The sequence below is a fragment of the Pseudomonas sp. NFIX49 genome (assembly GCF_900115915.1).
GTDB classification, from domain to species: Bacteria; Pseudomonadota; Gammaproteobacteria; order Pseudomonadales; family Pseudomonadaceae; genus Aquipseudomonas; species Aquipseudomonas pharyngis.
In genome coordinates, this window is the sequence record NZ_FOYE01000002.1 from 112696 (window position 1) to 131165 (window position 18470).

Here is an 18470-nt window from a genome sequence, read left to right on the forward strand (position 1 = left end):
AACCGTGAGCTGAAAAAGCGTGTTTCATCTGCGATACAGTCGCTTTTTCCTAAAACCGATGAAAAAACTTCCCGACAAAGCGTCCGTATTTTTTCGTCACGGTAGTTTCACAATGCCATATCGGCCCGACTATTGTGCCGCCCAACCCCTCTATATACTAGTGGGCTGTGTGGCTGTCTCGACTCGCCCATCCGCCTGTCCTGCGCCAACCCCGACCCGGGTCGCTTTGAGCGGAATCCTGAAATGAGCCAACAGTTTCAACACGATGTTCTGGTGATTGGCAGCGGCGCTGCCGGTCTGAGTCTGGCGCTGACCCTGCCCGGTCATTTGCGCATCGCCGTATTGAGCAAAGGCGACCTCGCCAACGGCTCGACCTATTGGGCCCAGGGTGGCGTCGCGGCCGTACTGGACGACACCGACACCATCGAATCCCATGTCGATGACACCCTGAATGCCGGCGGCGGCCTCTGCCATGAAGACGCGGTGCGTTTCACCGTGGAGCACAGTAAAGAAGCGATCCAGTGGCTGATCTATCAGGGCGTACCCTTCACTCGCGACGATCAGTCCGGGACTGAAGACGGCGGCTTCGAATTTCACCTCACCCGCGAAGGCGGCCACAGCCATCGCCGCATCATCCACGCCGCCGACGCCACCGGCGCCGCGATTTTCACGACCCTGCTGGCCCAGGCCAAAGAACGCCCGAACATCGAGTTGCTCGAACAGCGCGTAGCAGTCGATCTGATTACCGAGCGCCGGCTGGGGCTGGAGGGCGAACGTTGCCTGGGCGCCTACGTGCTCAACCGCAAAACCGGCGAAGTCGATACCTTCGGCGCACGCTTCGTGATCCTGGCGTCCGGCGGCGCCGCCAAAGTCTATCTATATACAAGCAACCCCGACGGAGCCTGCGGTGATGGCATCGCCATGGCCTGGCGTTCGGGTTGCCGGGTGGCGAACCTGGAGTTCAACCAGTTCCACCCCACCTGCCTCTATCATCCGCAAGCCAAGAGTTTCCTGGTAACCGAGGCCCTGCGCGGCGAAGGGGCTCATTTGAAGTTGCCGAACGGCGAGCGCTTCATGCAGCGCTTCGACTCACGTGCAGAACTGGCGCCACGGGACATCGTCGCCCGCGCCATTGACCACGAGATGAAGCGCCTGGGTGTCGATTGCGTCTACCTCGACATCAGCCACAAGCCGGAAGCTTTCATCAAATCGCACTTCCCGACCGTCTACGAGCGCTGCCTCGGCTTCGGCATCGACATCACCAAACAACCGATCCCGGTCGTGCCGGCGGCGCATTACACCTGCGGCGGCGTGATGGTCGATCAACAGGGCCGCACCGACGTCCCCGGTCTGTACGCCATCGGCGAAACCAGCTTCACCGGCCTGCACGGCGCCAACCGCATGGCCAGCAACTCGCTGCTCGAATGCTTCGTCTACGCCCGATCGGCAGCGGCGGACATTCTCGAGCAACTGCCCGACGTCGCCATCCCGCACGCCCTGCCCGCCTGGGACGCCAGCCAGGTGACCGACTCCGACGAAGACGTGATCATCGCCCACAACTGGGACGAATTGCGGCGCTTCATGTGGGACTACGTGGGCATCGTGCGTACCAACAAGCGCTTGCAACGGGCTCAGCATCGGGTGCGTCTGCTGCTGGACGAAATCGACGAGTTCTACAGCAACTATAAAGTCAGTCGCGATCTGATCGAGCTGCGCAACCTGGCGCAAGTGGCGGAACTGATGATCCGTTCCGCCATGGAACGCAAGGAAAGCCGAGGCCTGCATTACACCCTCGACTATCCGGACCTGCTGCCCGAAGCACTCGACACTATTCTGGTGCCGCCCACCTACGCCGGCTGAACTTCAGGCGAACCCGCAGGCGCCGGTGCAGATCCGCCGCCTGCGCATCCCGCGGCACGCAGATCGATCTGACTCGCCGCTCACCACGCAATCGAAAGCGCAGCACCACGATCAGCGGCAGCGCCAGGCTGTCCGGGCGCAATTGCACCGCCTGCCAGCCATCGGCCCGATTCCACAATTGCCAGCCATCGACGTCACGACGCAATCCGCAAAATGCCTTGGGATGACTCAGCAGAATCTGCCGCGGCAACACCCGCGCAGCATGGCCGAGACACGCGAAAGCCCCGAGCAACCCAGCCCAGAATGGAATCGATAACAGAAACAGAGAACCCAGCGCGAATGCCTGGGCCAACAGATACGCCGCCAGCAACTGCCGTGAGGCATGCCAGCGGCATTCAAACGTGTTACTTGGGCTGGACACGATCCAGAATCATGCGAACCATGCGTTGCAGCTCGGGATCTTCCGATTCGCTGCGCTCCATGAACCAGCCGAACATGTCCTGATCCTCGCACTCGAGCAGGCGGACATACAGCGCGCGATCCACCTCGTTCAGATTGGCGTAGACCTCTTTCACGAACGGCACCAGCAACACGTCGAGTTCCAGCATGCCGCGACGGCTGTGCCAAAAGAGGCGATTCAGTTCAACTTGTTCGACCATGGAGCCCTCCTCAAATAGGCCGCAAGTATACAGGCCCGAAGCGGCCCGAACAGTCGGCTTTGGTCGGGCACCATCGATCCTTTATGAACTACCCATTTCAACACCGCCCCCTTATGATGTGCCCCAGTCTATTTACCCTGCGATGACCCATGGCCGATTCTGCTTTTTTCTGCACCCTGTCTCATGAAGGCGTTCTCGCGGTTCGCGGCGCGGATGCCGGCAAATTCCTGCAAGGCCAGCTGACCTGCAACATCAATTATCTGAGCGAAACCCAGGCCAGCCTCGGCGCCCGCTGCACGCAGAAAGGCCGGATGCAGTCGAGTTTCCGCATCGTGCTGGAAGGCGACGGCGTGCTGCTGGCGATGGCCGGCGAGCTGCTGGAGCCGCAACTGGCGGACCTGAAAAAGTACGCAGTGTTCTCCAAATCGAAACTGACCGACGAAAGCGCCTCCTGGGTGCGCTTCGGCCTCGATGATGGCGATGCGGTCCTGAGCAGTCTGGGCCTGGAACTGCCGGCAGACACCGACAGCGTGGCCCGCAACGAAGGGCTGATCGCTATTCGCGTCTCCCCTAATCGTGCCGAACTCTGGGTGCCCGCCGATCAGGCCGACACCATCAAAGGCAAGCTGTCCGCGCAATTGACCGAAGCCGAACTCAATCAATGGCTGCTGGGCCAGATCCGTGCCGGGATCGGCCAGGTCATGCCGAGCACCCGCGAGTTGTTCATCCCGCAGATGCTCAATCTGCAAGCCGTCGGCGGCGTGAGTTTCAAGAAAGGCTGCTACACCGGCCAGGAAATCGTCGCGCGCATGCAGTACCTGGGCAAACTCAAGCGTCGCCTGTACCGCGTGCAACTGGACGCCGCTGAGCTGCCGGAGCCCGGCACCCCGCTGTTCGCCCCGAGCCACGGCAGTTCGATCGGCGAAGTGGTGCTGGCCGCCCGTACCGAAAAGAATATTGAACTGCTGGCGGTGTTGCAGGCCGAAGCTGCCGAAGCGGGCGACTTGCATCTGGGCTCGGCCGAAGGTCCGGCGCTGCACTTGCTCGACCTGCCATACGAACTGGATCGCGACCGCGAAATCCAGCGTTGATCGCAGCATTTGTTGCAACACCCTAGAGAAACGACATGAGTGAGCTGGCGGATAAGGTCCAACAGGATTTGGTTGAGGCCATCGATAACGATGACCTGGTTCTGCCAACGTTACCGGAAGTGGCCCTGCAGATTCGCAAGGCCGCCGAAGACCCGGACATCAGCGTCAGCGACCTGAGCAAAGTGATTGGCCGCGACACGGCGCTGTCGGCGCGTCTGATCAAAGTGGTCAATAGCCCGCTGCTGCGCGCCACCCAGGAAGTGACCGACCTGCACACCGCCATCACCCGGCTCGGCGTCAACTACAGCAGCAACCTGGCGATCGGTCTGGTGATGGAGCAGATCTTCCACGCCCGCTCCGACGTGGTCGAACAGAAGATGCGCGAAGTCTGGCGCAAGAGCCTGGAAATCGCCGGCGTCAGCTACGCCCTGTGCCGCCGTTATACCCAGCTCAAGCCCGACCAGGCCGCGCTCGGTGGACTGGTTCATCAGATCGGCGTGCTGCCGATCCTGACGTATGCCGAAGACCACTACGAATTGCTGTCCGATCCGGTCAGCCTCAACCATGTGATCGATCACATTCACCCGTTGCTCGGCGACAAATTGCTGCGGGTCTGGGAGTTTCCGGAGCGCCTGGTGGAGCTGCCGGGGCTGTATCAGGACCTCAAGCGCGAATCGCAGCAGATCGATTACGTCGACATCGTGCAAGTGGCCAGCCTGTATTGCCACAAGGACACCGACCATCCGCTGGCCCGCATCGATCCGTTCAGCGTGCCGGCATTCCGCAAGCTTGGCATCGATCCGGAAAACAAGGCGCTGTGCGCCGATCTGGAAGAATCGCGGTCGATGTTCTACTGATCAACCGGCGACAAAACTCACCCGCACTTTCAAACCTGCCTGCTCGCCATCGTGCAGACTGATCTGCGCCAGATGCGCGCGGCAGATTTCCCCGACAATCGCCAACCCCAGCCCGGAACCGGCCACCTGCTGGTTGCGCCGGTAAAAACGTTCGAACACCCGGTCCCGCTCTTCCAGCGGAATGCCCGGCCCATCGTCTTCAACCTCCAGCACCGCCGGCGCCGTGACCCGCAGAATCACGTTGCCGCCCGGCGGCGTGTGCGCCAGCGCGTTATCCACCAGATTGCTCAGCAACTCGTTGAGCAATGTCGGCTCGCCGCGCAGCCACACCGGCTCGTCCGCTTCCAGCGCCAAGGCAACGCCGCGAGCATGGGCCAGCGGCGCCATGGCCATGCCCAGTTCCCGCGCCAACTGACTCAGATCGAGCAACTGCGCACCGCCCTCGGCAATCGCCCGGGCGCCGTTTTCCACCCGAGCCAGCGACAGCAACTGATTGGCCAGATGGGTCAGGCGATCTGTGCTTTGCGCCGATGATTCCAGCGTTTCGCGCCAGGTCTGCGGCTCGTTCGAGCGCAAGCCCAGTTCAAGCCGCGCTTTGAGAGCCGCCAGTGGCGTGCGCAGTTCATGGGCCGCATCGGCGATGAATTGCGCTTGGCGCTCGAACTGCCCGCGCAGGCGTTCGGTAAAGTGATTGAGCGCCCGCACCAGCGGCCACAATTCGTGCTGCACTTCTACCAACGGCAACGGCCGCAAGTCATCGGGCTGGCGCTCTTCCACTGCCGTACGCAAACGTTCGATCGGCCGCAGCGCCGCACTCACCGCAAACCACACCAGCAACAACGCGCCAATCGCCAGCATCCCGAGCCGAAGCAAGGTATCGGCCGCAAGACTGCGGGCCATGCTGACGCGCGCTTCGTCGGTTTCGGCAACGCGGATTTCCGCCATACCGTTCATATTCGGCTCGCTGACCGCTTTGAGCAGGCTGACCACACGTACGTTCTGCCCCTGATATTTCGCGTCGTAAAAACGCGCGAGGGCGGGATAGCTGTCGGTTCTCGGGGTGCCCGGTGGTGGGCCGGGCAGATTTTCATAGCCGGAAATCAACTTCTGGTTGATGTCGTTGACCTGGTAATAGATGCGACCCGCACTGTCGTAGGCAAAGGTATCGAGCGCCACATACGGCACGTCGGCACTGAGACTGCCATCACGCTGCGACAGACCGGCAGCAATGGTCCGCGCCGAGGCCAGCAGCGTGCGGTCGTAGGCGGTGTCGGCAGCTTCGCGACCGTTCCAGTACGCACTCAATCCGCTGGCGAGCATCAACACCACCAGCAGCAGTGCGAGGTTCCACAGCAACCGCCAGCGCAGGCTGCTGGGCTTATGCATCGCGGCTTTCCAGCAAATAGCCCAGACCGCGGAAGGTCACGATGGCCACCGAATGGCCGTCGAGCTTCTTGCGCAGGCGGTGCACGTAGATTTCGATGGCATCGGGGCTGGCCTCTTCGTCGAGACCGAACACCTGCGCAGCCAGTTGCTCCTTGCTCATCACCCGACCCGGACGGGCAATCAGCGCTTCGAGCACTGCCTGTTCGCGGGAGGTCAGCGTCAGCAATTCATCGCCGAGGGTGAAGCGCCGAGTGTCGAGGTCATAGGCCAGCACACCGCAGCGCTGCTGGCGTTCGCCGCCAAGCACACTGCGGCGCAGCAACGCCTTGACCCGTGCTTCGAGCTCGGTGAGTTCGAACGGCTTGGCCAGGTAGTCATCGGCGCCGAGATTGAGCCCATGGACCCGATCCTTGACGTCACTACGGGCCGTCAGCATCAGCACCGGCAGGTTCTTGCCCCGGGCCCGCAGGCGCGCCAGCACCTCAAAACCGTCCATGCGCGGCAGGCCGACATCAAGGATCGCCACCGCGTATTCCTCGCTGCCCAGGGCCAGGTCAGCGGCCACGCCATCGTGCAAGACATCCACGGTCAGACCGGTGCTCTTGAGCGCCTGGGCAACGCTTTCGGCCAGCGGCAAATGGTCTTCGACGAGCAGGACACGCATGGATCTCTACCTCATTCAGGGATGGCGACGCCATTCTTTGCGGCGGAGTTTACAGCCGCAACCGCCACTGTGAAGCCTGAAAACACGCGAAAGAATACTGAAAGGTTAGCGAAAGGTTGGGCCGTTAGAGTCGCTTTACCGAAGGTCCCGACTGCCGACCTTCGCCGTTTTGCCTGTTCATACACCGTAGCTTCAAACCGTAGCTCTCGAAAAACGCCTCGATGCGTTTTCGCCAATAAGAACAATAACGAGGTACTGCACCATGCTGTCCACACAGCTTCAGGTTGACCCGTTTCATTCTTCCTCTCGAATTTCCCCGTTTTCGCTTGTCAGCGCCGTCGTCGGCTGCGCGGCGTTCAACCCGTCCGGGTCTGAGCCTGTTAGCCTGCGCGCGCGAAACCGCCGCACCTGAAACATCCCCAAAAACAACAACTCCCGTGGAGACACTCATGAACCGATCCCTGCGCCGTTTCGCCCTCGCTGCCGGTTGCGTGCTGTTCGCCGGCCAACTGATGGCCGAACCGAAACGCCCCGAATGCATTGCCCCCGCCTCCCCCGGCGGCGGTTTCGACCTGACCTGCAAACTGGCGCAAAGCGCGCTGGTCAACGAAAAACTGCTGACCAAACCGATGCGCGTGACTTACATGCCCGGCGGCGTCGGCGCGGTGGCGTACAACGCCGTTGTGGCGCAGCGTCCGGCCGATGCCGGCACGCTGGTGGCGTGGTCCAGCGGATCGCTGTTGAACCTGGCCCAGGGCAAGTTTGGTCGGTTCGATGAAACCAACGTGCGCTGGCTGGCGGCGGTCGGCACCAGCTACGGCGCCATCGCGGTGAAAAGCGATTCGCCCTACAAAACCCTCGATGATCTCGTGCAGGCGCTGAAGAAAGATCCGAGTTCCGTGGTCATTGGCTCCGGCGGTACCGTCGGCAGCCAGGACTGGATGCAGACCGCACTGATCGCAAAAGCCGCCGGGATCAACCCGCGCGACCTGCGTTACGTCGCCCTCGAAGGGGGCGGCGAGATCGCCACCGCCCTGCTTGGCGGTCATATCCAGGTCGGCAGTACCGACATTTCCGACTCCATGCCGCACATTCAGAGCGGTGACATGCGCCTGCTGGCCGTGTTTGCCGAGAAACGCCTGGACGAGCCGGAAATGAAGGACATTCCTACCGCGCGCGAACAAGGCTACGACATCGTCTGGCCGGTGGTGCGCGGTTTCTACCTCGGGCCGAAAGTCAGCGATGAAGACTACGCCTGGTGGAAAGACTCCTTCGACAAACTGCTGGCCTCCGACGACTTCGCCAAGCTGCGCGATCAGCGTGAACTGTTCCCGTTCGCCATGACCGGTCCCGAGCTGGACACCTACGTCAAGAAGCAAGTGGCGGACTACAAGGTGCTGGCCAAAGAGTTCGGCCTGATTCAGTGATCGTCTCTGTCTAGCGTCCATGGCCCTCTCACCGGGGCCATGGCAGGAGTTCCCTCATGCTTATTCAACGCATTTTTGCCTCGGTGCTGTTGCTGGCCTGTGCCGGCCTGGCACTGATGGCGTGGCCGTATCAGGCGGCTTTTTCCTACGAACCGGTCGGTCCTCGGGCATTCCCTCTGTTGATGCTGGGTCTGATGAGCCTGGCGCTGCTGTACATGGTGTTCCGCCCGGCGCCGATCAAACACAGCGAGGACGAACCGCCGCTGGATCGCGAAACCCTGACCAAGATCGCGATCTGCGTCGCCCTGCTGCTGGTGTTCGCCGGTTTGTTCGAACCGCTGGGCTTCATCCTCAGCAGCATTCTGATCGGCATCCCGATGGCGCGCCTGTATGGCGGGCGCTGGGTGCCCAGCGTCATTGTCACGACGCTGATGGCGATTGGTTTGTACGTGTTGTTCGACCGCGTGATGGACGTACCGCTGCCCCTCGGCCTGCTCGACGTTCTGGAGAACTGATATGGATACTCTCGGTTATTTGGGTCAGGGCTTCGGCGTCGCGCTGAGTCCATACAACCTGGTCACGGCCCTGACCGGCACGTTGATCGGCACCGTGGTCGGCTTGTTGCCGGGCCTGGGCCCGATCAATGGCGTGGCGTTGCTGATCCCGATTGCATTCGCCCTCGGGCTGCCGCCGGAATCGGCACTGATCCTGCTGGCAGCGGTTTATCTGGGTTGCGAATACGGCGGCCGGATCAGCTCGATCCTGCTGAACATTCCGGGCGAAGCCTCCACCGTAATGACTACCCTCGACGGTTACCCGATGGCCCGCAAAGGCCTGGCTGGCGTGGCGCTGTCGTTGTCGGCATGGAGTTCGTTCATCGGCGCCTTCATCGCCACCTGCGGCATGGTGCTGTTCGCCCCGCTGCTGGCGAAATGGGCGATTGCCTTCGGTCCGGCGGAATACTTCGTGTTGATGGTGTTCGCGATTGTCTGTCTCGGCGGCATGGCCGGTGACCGACCGCTGAAGACTTTCATTGCGGCGTTGATCGGCCTGTTCCTGTCCAGCGTCGGCATCGACGCCAACAGCGGCGTTTACCGTTTCACCGGCGACAACATTCACCTGACTGACGGCATTCAGTTCGTGGTGCTGGTACTGGGCCTGTTCTCGGTCAGCGAAATCCTCCTGCTGCTGGAAAAAACCCATCGCGGCCAGGAAGCGGTGAAAGCCACCGGGCGGATGATGTTCAACTTCAAGGAAGCGGCGTCGGTGTTCGTGGTGAACATCCGTTGCGGCCTGCTCGGTTTCATCATGGGCGTGTTGCCGGGTGCCGGTGCGACCCTCGCCAGCGCCGTGGCCTACATGACCGAGAAACGCATCGCCGGCGCCAGCGGCAAGTTTGGCCAGGGCGACGCCCGCGGCCTCGCCGCACCGGAAACCGCCATCGGTGCCTCCGCTTGCGGCGCGCTGGTGCCGATGCTGACCCTCGGCGTTCCGGGTTCGGGCACCACGGCGGTGATGATCGGCGCCCTGTCGCTGTACAACATCACTCCCGGCCCGCTGCTGTTCCAGCAACAACCGGACATCGTCTGGGGCCTGATCGCCTCGCTGTTCATCGCCAACATCATGCTGGTGATCCTGAACATCCCGATGATCCGCATCTTCACCCGTATCCTCGCCGTGCCGAACTGGGCTCTGGTGCCGGTGATCGCGATCATCACCGGGATCGGTGTGTACGCCGTACACGCGACCACATTCGACCTGTTCCTGATGGTCGGCATCGGCATCTTCGGCTACATCCTGCGCAAACTGGACTTCCCGCTGTCGCCAGTGCTGCTGGGGTTCATCCTCGGCGGGCTGATGGAGCAGAACCTGCGCCGGGCGCTGTCGATTTCCAACGGTGCGCTGGAAATCCTCTGGTCGAGCCCGATCACCTTCGGCGTCTGGGTGTTGACTGCCATCATGTTGCTGATGCCGCTGCTGCGCATCTGGCGCAAACGCTCGGCCGCGCAACGCGCCGTTGCCGATGTCTGATCGGCTCTCCCTCAAAACCTGGTGGGGAACCCCGCTGGTCGGTCTGCTTGGCGGTTACATCGCCAGCCAGATCGGCTGGCCGCTGCCGTGGATGGTCGGCTCGTTGCTGGCGATCATCCTGGTGCGCTGCCTGACCCCGTGGCAATTGACCGAAATCCCTGGCGGCCGCAAGTGCGGCCAGTGGATCGTCGGGATCGGCATCGGCCTGCATTTCACCCCGCTGGTGATGGAACAGGTGCTCGGCCACTTCGGCCTGATCTTCTTCGGCGCGCTGGTCACCAGCCTCTCGGCGGTGGTCGGCGTGTGGCTGATGCGCCGCACCGGCGAGGATCGCGCCACAGCGTTTTTCTCCAGCATGCCCGGCGGCTCCGGGGAGATGGTCAACCTCGGCGCCCGCAACGGCGCGCTGCTCAGCCATGTCGCGGCCGGGCAGAGTCTGCGGGTGTTGGTGGTAGTGTTGTGTGTTCCGGCGGCGTTCAAGTATCTGCTGGGTGACGGCAATCCGATTTCACACGCCGGCAGCGTCGATTGGCGCTGGCTGGCGATTCTTTTTCCGGCGGGCGGCCTGCTCGCCTGGCTCTGGCAACGTCTGCGTCAACCCAACCCTTGGTTGTTCGGCCCGCTGCTGGTCAGTGCGGCAGTGAGCATCGGCTGGGATCTGCACATCGGCCTGCCCAATGGCGGCAGCCAGATCGGCCAGTGGTTGATCGGCAGTGGGCTGGGTTGCCACTTCAACCGCCAGTTCTTCCGCCGCGCGCCATCGTTCATGGGGCGCACGTTGATCGGCACGGCACTCACCATGTTGATCGCGACACTGGCGGCGTTGGGATTGAGTGCGCTGACCCATCTGGATCTACGATCGCTGACCCTGGGCATGATGCCCGGCGGGATCGCCGAGATGAGCCTGACGGCAGAAACCCTGCAACTGTCGGTGCCGCTGGTGACCGCAATGCAGGTGATGCGGCTGCTGTTCGTGTTGTTTCTGGCGGAACCGTTGTTCAAATACTGGAACCGTAATCCCGAAGCCTGAGCCGGTTTTTGATCGTTCCCACGCTCTGCGTGGGAATGCAGCCCGGGACGCTCCGCGTCCCAAAGCGGACGCAGAGCGTCCATTGAGGCATTCCCACGCGGACGGTTCGACGCCTCGACGTGGGAACGAAATTAGCCGCCAGCCCCTGAGCATCAGACCACCGACGGCAGGCGCCACTCGATCGGCGCTTCGCCATTCTGCTCCAGGAATTTATTGGTGCGGCTGAAATGCCCGCAACCGAGGAAGCCGCGATAGGCCGACAGCGGCGACGGGTGCACCGAGGTCAGTACCAGATGTTTGGTGGCATCGATCAGCTTCTGCTTGCTCTGCGCATGGGCGCCCCAGAGCATGAACACCAGATGCGGCTGTTTCTGGCTGACCACTTCAATGATCCGATCCGTGAAGAACTGCCAGCCCTTGTCCTTGTGCGCATTGGCGTTGGCGCGCTCGACGGTCATGGTGGTGTTGAGCATCAGCACACCCTGATCGGCCCAGCTCTGCAGATAGCCGTGGTTGGGGATGTCGATGTTCAGGTCGCGCTTCAACTCTTTATAGATGTTGACCAGCGATGGCGGCGCCGGCACGCCCGGTTGCACCGAAAAGCACAAGCCGTGGGCCTGGCCCGGGCCGTGGTACGGATCCTGGCCGAGGATGACCACTTTCACCTTGTCCAGCGGCGTCGAGTTCAGCGCGTTGAAGATCATCGGGCCCGGCGGATAGATTTCCTTGCCGGCCGCCCGCTCCTGCTGCAGAAAAGTGCGCAACTCTGCCATGTAGGGCTGGTCGAATTCGGCACGCAGTGCCTCCTTCCAGCTCGGTTCGAGTTTGATACGGTCGTCAGCAGTCATGGTCATACCCGGCAAAAACAATGGGGCGAACCCTAGGAAAGCCGACCACGCTTGTCAATTGATCTGACGCAGATCCGGCACTTTCCCACACAGCGATCATACTGATCGTTCAAATTCCCGATCGAGGTCACGATGAATCTGCACTTCGAAGAACTCACCGGCACCGACGGCGCGCGCATCGGCGTGGCCACGCTGGATGCCGAAAAGTCGCTCAATGCGCTGTCCCTGCCGATGATCCACGCCCTGAGCGACAGACTGAACGCCTGGGCAAAGGATCCGCAAATCGTCTGCGTGCTAATGCGCGGCAACGGCGCCAAGGCGTTCTGCGCCGGCGGCGAAGTCCGCAGCCTGGTGGAAGCCTGCCGGGCCCATCCCGGTGAGGTGCCGCCGCTGGCCGCCCAGTTTTTCAACGCTGAATACCACCTGGACTACAGCCTGCATACCTATCCGAAACCGGTGATCTGCTGGGGACACGGATATGTGCTGGGCGGTGGCATGGGCCTCTTGCAAGGCGCGAGCATCCGGATCGTCACGCCGAGCAGTCGTCTGGCAATGCCGGAAATCAGCATCGGCCTGTACCCGGATGTCGGCGCCAGTTGGTTTCTGTCGCGGCTGCCGGGCAAGCTCGGTTTGTTCCTTGGCTTGACCGGCGCGCACATGAACGGTCGCGATGCGATCGATCTGGATCTGGCCGACCGTTTCCTGCTCGACGAACAGCAGCAGGAACTGATCGACGGTTTGTTGCAGTTGAACTGGCAGGAACAGACCGCCATGCAACTCAACAGCCTGCTCAAGGCGTTACAGCAGGAAGCCGTGGCGCAGATGCCTGAGGCGCAATGGCTGCCGCGTCGACAGCAGATCGATGAATGGCTGGATGTCAGCGACGTGGTCTGTGCCTGGAAAGCCATCAGCCTGCATCGCGACAGCAACGACCTGTTGATTGCCCGTGCGGCGAAAACCATGAGTGAAGGTTCGCCGCTTACCGCGCATCTGGTCTGGGAACAGATCATCCGCGCCCGCCACATGTCGCTGGCCGAAGTCTTTCAGATGGAATACACCCTGAGCCTCAATTGCTGCCGGCATCCGGAATTCAGCGAAGGTGTCCGGGCGCGACTGATCGACAAGGATCACAAACCGCACTGGCACTGGCCGGACATCGCCCGGGTGCCGGACGCGGTGGTCGAGGCGCACTTTCATAAGGTGTGGGAGGGGCGGCATCCGCTGGCGGATCTGTCGCAATACTAAAACCGATCATTGCCCGCGATGGCAGTCTCCTAAGCTCTGTCGCGGGAAGTTTGAGCCCGTTGCGAAACTATCTGCGATCAAACATTCAACTCGTAAAACGCGATTATTTCCTTCATTGCCCGCAACGCCTCCTCATCATTTCTCGGCAAGATGTCCTCTACGTCCCGTAACGGAGGTAGAGGGTGCAAAAGCTCAGCGAGTTGGTTCGCCGTGTAACTTTTAACAGCGCCCTCTTCTCCTTGAACGCTGATGAAGCTGATAGCGGCATCGTCTCCTGAAAAGTGTTCGGAGACACGTATCTTTGGAGACATGCCATAACTCACTACGATGACGAGATCATCCCGTTCACGGTGAAACTTGAGTTGATCAATCGACAGTCCGACCTCCGAAAAGTCTATACCGTCGGTTCCGCCACCGGCATTGACTACCAGATCTCGTCCGAGACCATCATATTTATAAACATCATTGCCCCCGCCACCGGACAAGGTGTCATTGCCCGGCCCACCGTAAAGCACGTCATCGCCTGAACCACCGCCGAGCAGATCATCTCCTTGCATCCCTCTTATTTCACCAGCGCCGCTGAGGGTGTCATTACCGCGACCGCCCACGAGCGGTAGAAAACGGTTGTCTCGAAAAGACTTAACCTGAGTAGCGTACTGAACGGTGATGCCATGATGATAAGTATCGGGGGCAATGCCTAAGCGGCTAACGACGTCTTTAAAATTGATGCTCGAGCCATCAGCAAACCTCACCCTTTCAATTCCGGAACCACTGAGATCGTTCGGATTGGGCAAAACGATTCGTACTTTTTGAGTTCCGCCCCATTCAATATCGAGTGTGGTGTACAGCATCTTGGCTCGAGGCGGTTGACGATGAGCGCCACGCAGTGGGGCCGGTGAGAGTTCAATATTTACCGTCTCAACCAACACAGCGCCCCAGGTTAGCTTCAACTTATCTGGTTTCGCCTCTTCCGGAAGAACGACTGTATCAACATCAAGCCCCGCAAACTCTTCATGCCACCCAGAGACTCCAACCTCGGGACGCAAAAAAACAGGGTTAAGCACGTCGGCAATAATGGTGGTTGCGCCATCATGCGCTTCAACTATGTAAGTGTCGGGACCGTTTTCACCGTAAAGCCAATCTTCTCCCGGTCCACTGATCAAATAATCGGCACCCTGTTTGCCCGAAGCCAAATCCGAATAGGAAAAGGTCTGGACAGTATTTCGACCGAACGATCCATTGGTTCGGGCAATCAGCCGGGCCAGCATTTCCGAGCGATCAGCAAGCCACTGCTCAGTGATGAAACCCTCCCCCGTTTCGGGATCGTAAAGCTCCAGTTCGCGTCCGGAAAAACCGTCGGCCCGCTCAATCACGATTTCGCTTAGTTGCTTGAGGGAATTGCGTAACGCGGCGCCGATTGGCGTTGCCTGACTGGCCAACGTTGCCCAGTCCTTGGCACTGCCATACTCGCCAATGGTTCTGGTAACGATGCTTTGCGATTGAGACGGAGAAAGTGCGGAGAAAAATGTGTAGGCATTGGAGGCGAAGGTTTCGTCGGTGGTAGGCGTGGCGGCCGAGTTTCCGTCGTAGGTTCGCCTGAGCATGTCAAAGAAATCATTCAGGTTATATCGCAATATCAGGCTGACAATAGGTGAGATGGGCGTACCTTTCACCACATGCTGAATCAGCGGATTGATGTTGCCACTGGCAAGAGCGATGTTTATCTGTTCGGGCAGGACTGAAAACAGGCTTTCAACCATATTCGACCCGAAGTTTTTAATCACTGCCTGCAATGCAGCACTGTGTGAGTCCACGGCAAACAGAATATTCTTTAGATCGTCCAGCCTATTGAACTTGGCGAGGTCATGATTACCTTTGATGTGGGAGTCCGGATCACCCGCGGAGATCAATCGCCAGGTTTCATAGGGTCTTTCTCCACCCAGCAGACTAAAGCCGATTGTTCCAGACCATCCCGCATTACGACTGGTAGCTGTATCAATGTCACCAACATCTTCACGAAATAATACTTTACCAATAGCGCTCGCATCGATTGCTGCAATTTGGCTTATGGAGGGCACAGCCCATGGCGCCAAATCATGTTCAACGGACCCTTTTATCAGCGCATTCATGAAATTGACAGCCACCTGATTAGATGACTCTTGCATCTTGAAATCGCTAAACTTTTTATTTAGCCTCAACTCCCCCTGCCGCAGGGTGTAGGCTCGGATCAATGTAGAGTAAGCGCCCACCCCGCCATTCGCATCAATTGCTACATCGAGCCAGAGTTTGGCATTTTTAAAAATACCCATTACGTTCTCATCGAACGCAGAACAATCTAAAAATTTTTCACCCAAAATATTTGACAATACGCGGTAAAGTACAGCACAGCTTCGCCCCTCTACCGCCACAGCACGATACTCTTGCCGCTCGACATTGAACTCCATCCCATCACAAACATTTGCAGCCTGCAAAATTGCCGTCTTTTCCAAATCGCTGAATATATAAGTCATATTTACTTCCCTGTAATAATTGAACGTGAAAGATAGTCACTAACAGACTTAAGCGCTTCAGGAGCGCCCCGTAATCCTTCTGTACCCAAATGTATACGGCCATCCCCACCTGTAAAGTCAAAACTATGCAACTCGACCGTACAGTACGCACGCAAACTACCAAACTCCAAATTCTCCAGCTGCTCCTTACTCATTTTCAGAAGATATGCTTTACTCAAACCACTGGCCGAAGCTTTAGATTCTGGCGAATTCAAACCATCACAATTTATCGTCCGTGGTGCTCCATCACGCCGGCGCCAGTCGTGCATAACAAACGTTCGAACAGAGAATTCATTTTTGATACTGGGTGGTGATGCGGTAAGCCAAAGTTCCAGGCCTGGATAATTTTTCAGCTTAACAATCAGTTCATCCGGCCAATTCACATGCCGCCCGCCCATGTTGTGCGGTGCCGTGGTATCCCTTCTTGTGAAAAGCCTGGCGGTAACGTGGAAATGCGTCCAGCTGGTGGGTGGTTCTACCCCAAGAGTTTCATACACAGGAACCAGTTCTTTTCCCGTCCACCAGAATGCCCCATCAAGAAGATCTGCAATACAGGACCCGTCGCTCCTTAATGTCGATCCAAAATGGAACCCGGGAATCCTTGTCCGATCCAGCAGGCTGCCGCCCAGTATCGGGACCTGCTCCATACCCGCCAGCTTCCTGCTGCATTCCCCTTGTTTCTTCTGATAAATCTCCCGCGCTTCTGCGGCCTCCTCCCATCGGATACAGAAATCAACGACCCAATAACAGATCGCTAGTAACACTCCATATTTAATTCCCCTTCTGCACTGGCGGAAAACTTCCTTGCGAGACATCTTAAGCATTTCAAATCTCCATTTTAAAATGACCAATCACATCACTCGAAACAACTCACCCCATCAACTCCTTAAATACTTCAAAGTAACCGCTTACTCCTTTAACCACATCGAATTCGCTTGCCTTCAACCTCGCCGCATCCTTCATAGACTCAAAACCACCGAAAGACTTTAAAACCCTGCACACTGCCGTGGCGATTTCTTCAGCGTCAAAAAAATCAACAAGTATCCCGCTGATTCCATCTTCGATAACTTCCTGCACGGGAGCGGTATTTGAACCTACGACAACACAGCCAGATGCCATTGCTTCCAACAAAGACCAAGACAAAACAAACGGATATGTCAAATACACGTGAGCCTTTGAAAGACTCAGAACCGACCTGTATGTTTGATAAGGCAACTTCCCAACAAAGTGAACATTGGAAATATCAACATCCACCTCGGCGACCATCTTGCTTCGCCAGTTCGGGTATCCAATGGGCATCCGCCCATAACTGACATCATCCCCACCCACTACAATGACCTGCGCGCTCGGGCACTTTTCCTGAATATAGGGAATGGATCTCATAAAACTATGAAAGCCTCGGTAAGGTTCCAGGTTTCTGGCGACATAAGTCAAGATAGGCTGACCTGCTCTTATCACGCGCCCACTCGGCAGCGTTACAGATTCGACCTTTTCTGATTCGGCAAATTGAACAATGCCTTCGTGAATGACGCGGATTTTAGACTGATATGTATTAGGAAAAAGACCGCGCTGCCATTGTGTAGGTGCAATCCCGGCATCACACTGTTCAACATTCAGGAGATGCATCGAATTCAAGACTCTAAGCCTTGAAGTCGCGTCCATCGCACAGGGAAATTCAGGATCAAAACCAGAGTCGGCCCCGTGCGCTCGGTAATAGTACTCACAGAAATGAACCAGAGGCACGTCGGGGTACACATCTTTGACGAATAGCGATTCACCCCACCCAGGATGAGCGAGAACTACATCAGGCCGAAAGCCTGCATGGCTGAGCTTCTTCAATATTCGTTGAACTTGTTGCCCGTCCGAAACAGCCTCTTGATATCTATGCAAATAGTCGTGAGCGCCATTGGTCATCTTCCTTGATGGTCGATATCGAAATAACTTTACCCCGGCAATACCTGGCGCTGTATCGCGTCCAATTGCAATGACGCCCAGACGCCTGCGCAATGCTTCCAACGCCACATGACGAAATTGACCGGGAAAATTCTGATGAATGATAAGAAGATTCATATCCGAGCAATATCCCGCGCTTATACACCTCCATGAAATTGAAGTTTTTCAACATCAACATGTGCATACAAACGCTAACAAATGCCCAGAAATAAAACTGTAGGAGGGTTCCGAGAACCTCCTAGGAGATGGTGCGATACACGCATTGCAAAAAAACAGGCACAAAAAAAGCGGCGCTCAATGCGCCGCTTTTTTGCGGGGGGTTACCAGCGGTTGCCGTGTCGGTTGTAGTCGCCACGTCCACTGTGACGGTCGTAGTTGCCACGACCCCGGCGGTCATCCCAGCCACCGCGACGGTGGTCGTCCCAGCGTCCGCGATCATGACCGTGCCAGCGACGGTTCTCGTAGTAGCGCGGGGCCGGTTGGTAGTAACGAGGCGCCGAGTAATAGCGTGGAGCCGGTTGGTAATAGCGCGGTGCTGGCTGGTAGTAGCGCGGCGCCGAGTAGTACGTGCTGCCGCCGCTGTAATAAGTGCCACCGCTGTAATACGAAGGTGCCTGCGATGTGTAGACCTCTGAGCTGTAGTAGCCATCTCCGTAGGAATAAGGGACGCATCCGCCAAGGGAAAAAAGCATCACGGTAAACAGAAGAATTCGGCGATACATGGCGGCCTCCTGGACCGCGGGTAGCCACACCAGCGACGCTGGCAGGCGTCAGTCTTTCATTCGGCGACTGACGAAATATCTGACAGCGATTTCGGCATCCGGTGCGTTTCTGCAACAACTTGAAACAAGTGATTGATGAAACCTTGTT

At 58.5% G+C, this 18470-nt stretch carries 17 protein-coding genes; 8 read left to right on the top strand and 9 right to left on the bottom strand.

Features of this window, described 5'->3' with window-relative positions:
• Nucleotides 1-243 precede the first annotated feature (243 nt).
• Nucleotides 244-1860, top strand: coding sequence for an L-aspartate oxidase (gene nadB / locus BMZ46_RS04890; protein WP_074691090.1), 1617 nt, complete (start codon nt 244-246; stop codon nt 1858-1860).
• Here nadB and BMZ46_RS04895 read toward each other — a convergent pair.
• Both BMZ46_RS04895 and BMZ46_RS04900 read right to left on the bottom strand, forming a co-directional pair.
• On the bottom strand, nt 1829-2281 hold the full coding sequence (locus BMZ46_RS04895) for a protein YgfX (protein ID WP_074691089.1): 453 nt from the start codon (nt 2279-2281) through the stop codon (nt 1829-1831). The two genes, nadB and BMZ46_RS04895, sit on opposite strands and share 32 nt — an antisense overlap.
• A complete protein-coding gene (locus BMZ46_RS04900) occupies nt 2265-2519 on the bottom strand; it encodes an FAD assembly factor SdhE (protein WP_007957989.1) in 255 nt (84 codons plus the stop codon). Before BMZ46_RS04900 ends, BMZ46_RS04895 begins: the two co-directional genes overlap by 17 nt.
• A gap of 149 nt (nt 2520-2668) precedes the next feature.
• On the opposite strand from BMZ46_RS04900, the gene BMZ46_RS04905 reads away from it, so the two are divergent.
• Nucleotides 2669-3610, top strand: coding sequence for a CAF17-like 4Fe-4S cluster assembly/insertion protein YgfZ (locus BMZ46_RS04905; protein WP_074691088.1), 942 nt, complete (start codon nt 2669-2671; stop codon nt 3608-3610).
• A 35-nt stretch (nt 3611-3645) separates the two neighbouring features.
• Nucleotides 3646-4467, top strand: a complete 822-nt coding sequence (locus tag BMZ46_RS04910) for an HDOD domain-containing protein (RefSeq protein ID WP_039772686.1) — start codon at nt 3646-3648, stop codon at nt 4465-4467.
• On the opposite strand, the gene BMZ46_RS04915 is transcribed toward BMZ46_RS04910, so the two are convergent.
• On the bottom strand, nt 4468-5853 hold the full coding sequence (locus BMZ46_RS04915; protein ID WP_074691087.1) for a sensor histidine kinase: 1386 nt from the start codon (nt 5851-5853) through the stop codon (nt 4468-4470).
• A complete protein-coding gene (locus BMZ46_RS04920) occupies nt 5846-6517 on the bottom strand; it encodes a response regulator (protein WP_007957980.1) in 672 nt (223 codons plus the stop codon). The genes BMZ46_RS04915 and BMZ46_RS04920 overlap by 8 nt, the downstream gene beginning before the upstream one ends.
• Nucleotides 6518-6966: 449 nt before the next feature.
• Here BMZ46_RS04920 and BMZ46_RS04925 point away from each other — a divergent pair, with 449 nt between their 5' ends.
• The 4 genes from BMZ46_RS04925 to BMZ46_RS04940 are packed head-to-tail and all read left to right on the top strand — an operon-like array spanning nt 6967 to nt 11005.
• The gene (locus BMZ46_RS04925; protein WP_039772690.1) at nt 6967-7944 is read left to right on the top strand and encodes a Bug family tripartite tricarboxylate transporter substrate binding protein; all 978 of its coding nucleotides are present in this window, start codon (nt 6967-6969) and stop codon (nt 7942-7944) included.
• 56 nt (nt 7945-8000) lie between these two features.
• Nucleotides 8001-8459 carry a tripartite tricarboxylate transporter TctB family protein gene (locus tag BMZ46_RS04930; protein WP_074691086.1) on the top strand — a complete coding sequence of 153 codons (459 nt, stop codon included), beginning with the start codon at nt 8001-8003 and terminating at the stop codon, nt 8457-8459.
• A 1-nt stretch (nt 8460) separates the two neighbouring features.
• On the top strand, nt 8461-9975 hold the full coding sequence (locus BMZ46_RS04935; RefSeq protein WP_039772694.1) for a tripartite tricarboxylate transporter permease: 1515 nt from the start codon (nt 8461-8463) through the stop codon (nt 9973-9975).
• Nucleotides 9968-11005, top strand: a complete 1038-nt coding sequence (locus tag BMZ46_RS04940) for an AbrB family transcriptional regulator (RefSeq protein WP_074691085.1) — start codon at nt 9968-9970, stop codon at nt 11003-11005. The genes BMZ46_RS04935 and BMZ46_RS04940 overlap by 8 nt, the downstream gene beginning before the upstream one ends.
• A 152-nt stretch (nt 11006-11157) precedes the next feature.
• Here the strand turns inward: BMZ46_RS04940 and ung are convergent, their stop codons facing one another.
• On the bottom strand, nt 11158-11853 hold the full coding sequence (gene ung, locus BMZ46_RS04945; protein WP_064384152.1) for a uracil-DNA glycosylase: 696 nt from the start codon (nt 11851-11853) through the stop codon (nt 11158-11160).
• A gap of 132 nt (nt 11854-11985) precedes the next feature.
• Between ung and BMZ46_RS04950 the strand changes: the two genes are divergently transcribed.
• Nucleotides 11986-13098 carry an enoyl-CoA hydratase/isomerase family protein gene (locus tag BMZ46_RS04950; RefSeq protein WP_074691084.1) on the top strand — a complete coding sequence of 371 codons (1113 nt, stop codon included), beginning with the start codon at nt 11986-11988 and terminating at the stop codon, nt 13096-13098.
• Nucleotides 13099-13175: 77 nt separating this feature from the next.
• Here BMZ46_RS04950 and BMZ46_RS04955 read toward each other — a convergent pair whose 3' ends face one another.
• The 4 genes from BMZ46_RS04955 to BMZ46_RS04970 form a co-directional block, all read right to left on the bottom strand.
• On the bottom strand, nt 13176-15608 hold the full coding sequence (locus BMZ46_RS04955; RefSeq protein WP_074691083.1) for a calcium-binding protein: 2433 nt from the start codon (nt 15606-15608) through the stop codon (nt 13176-13178).
• A gap of 2 nt (nt 15609-15610) precedes the next feature.
• Entirely contained in the window at nt 15611-16471 is an 861-nt protein-coding gene (locus tag BMZ46_RS04960; RefSeq protein ID WP_074691082.1) for a hypothetical protein, read from the bottom strand.
• 46 nt (nt 16472-16517) lie between these two features.
• Nucleotides 16518-17717, bottom strand: a complete 1200-nt coding sequence (locus BMZ46_RS04965) for a glycosyltransferase family 4 protein (protein ID WP_074691081.1) — start codon at nt 17715-17717, stop codon at nt 16518-16520.
• A gap of 203 nt (nt 17718-17920) precedes the next feature.
• Nucleotides 17921-18322 (bottom strand): hypothetical protein, encoded by a 402-nt coding sequence (locus tag BMZ46_RS04970; RefSeq protein ID WP_074691080.1) that lies wholly within the window; start codon nt 18320-18322, stop codon nt 17921-17923.
• Nucleotides 18323-18470: the final 148 nt, after the last annotated feature.

Coding starts and splice junctions, on each gene's coding strand:
- nadB (WP_074691090.1), top strand. CDS start 244: ATGAGCCAACAGTTTCAACACGATGTTCTGGTGATTGGCAGCGGCGCT.
- BMZ46_RS04900 (WP_007957989.1), bottom strand. CDS start 2,519: ATGGTCGAACAAGTTGAACTGAATCGCCTCTTTTGGCACAGCCGTCGC.
- BMZ46_RS04905 (WP_074691088.1), top strand. CDS start 2,669: ATGGCCGATTCTGCTTTTTTCTGCACCCTGTCTCATGAAGGCGTTCTC.
- BMZ46_RS04910 (WP_039772686.1), top strand. CDS start 3,646: ATGAGTGAGCTGGCGGATAAGGTCCAACAGGATTTGGTTGAGGCCATC.
- BMZ46_RS04915 (WP_074691087.1), bottom strand. CDS start 5,853: ATGCATAAGCCCAGCAGCCTGCGCTGGCGGTTGCTGTGGAACCTCGCA.
- BMZ46_RS04920 (WP_007957980.1), bottom strand. CDS start 6,517: ATGCGTGTCCTGCTCGTCGAAGACCATTTGCCGCTGGCCGAAAGCGTT.
- BMZ46_RS04925 (WP_039772690.1), top strand. CDS start 6,967: ATGAACCGATCCCTGCGCCGTTTCGCCCTCGCTGCCGGTTGCGTGCTG.
- BMZ46_RS04930 (WP_074691086.1), top strand. CDS start 8,001: ATGCTTATTCAACGCATTTTTGCCTCGGTGCTGTTGCTGGCCTGTGCC.
- BMZ46_RS04935 (WP_039772694.1), top strand. CDS start 8,461: ATGGATACTCTCGGTTATTTGGGTCAGGGCTTCGGCGTCGCGCTGAGT.
- BMZ46_RS04940 (WP_074691085.1), top strand. CDS start 9,968: ATGTCTGATCGGCTCTCCCTCAAAACCTGGTGGGGAACCCCGCTGGTC.
- ung (WP_064384152.1), bottom strand. CDS start 11,853: ATGACTGCTGACGACCGTATCAAACTCGAACCGAGCTGGAAGGAGGCA.
- BMZ46_RS04950 (WP_074691084.1), top strand. CDS start 11,986: ATGAATCTGCACTTCGAAGAACTCACCGGCACCGACGGCGCGCGCATC.
- BMZ46_RS04955 (WP_074691083.1), bottom strand. CDS start 15,608: ATGACTTATATATTCAGCGATTTGGAAAAGACGGCAATTTTGCAGGCT.
- BMZ46_RS04960 (WP_074691082.1), bottom strand. CDS start 16,471: ATGCTTAAGATGTCTCGCAAGGAAGTTTTCCGCCAGTGCAGAAGGGGA.
- BMZ46_RS04965 (WP_074691081.1), bottom strand. CDS start 17,717: ATGAATCTTCTTATCATTCATCAGAATTTTCCCGGTCAATTTCGTCAT.
- BMZ46_RS04970 (WP_074691080.1), bottom strand. CDS start 18,322: ATGTATCGCCGAATTCTTCTGTTTACCGTGATGCTTTTTTCCCTTGGC.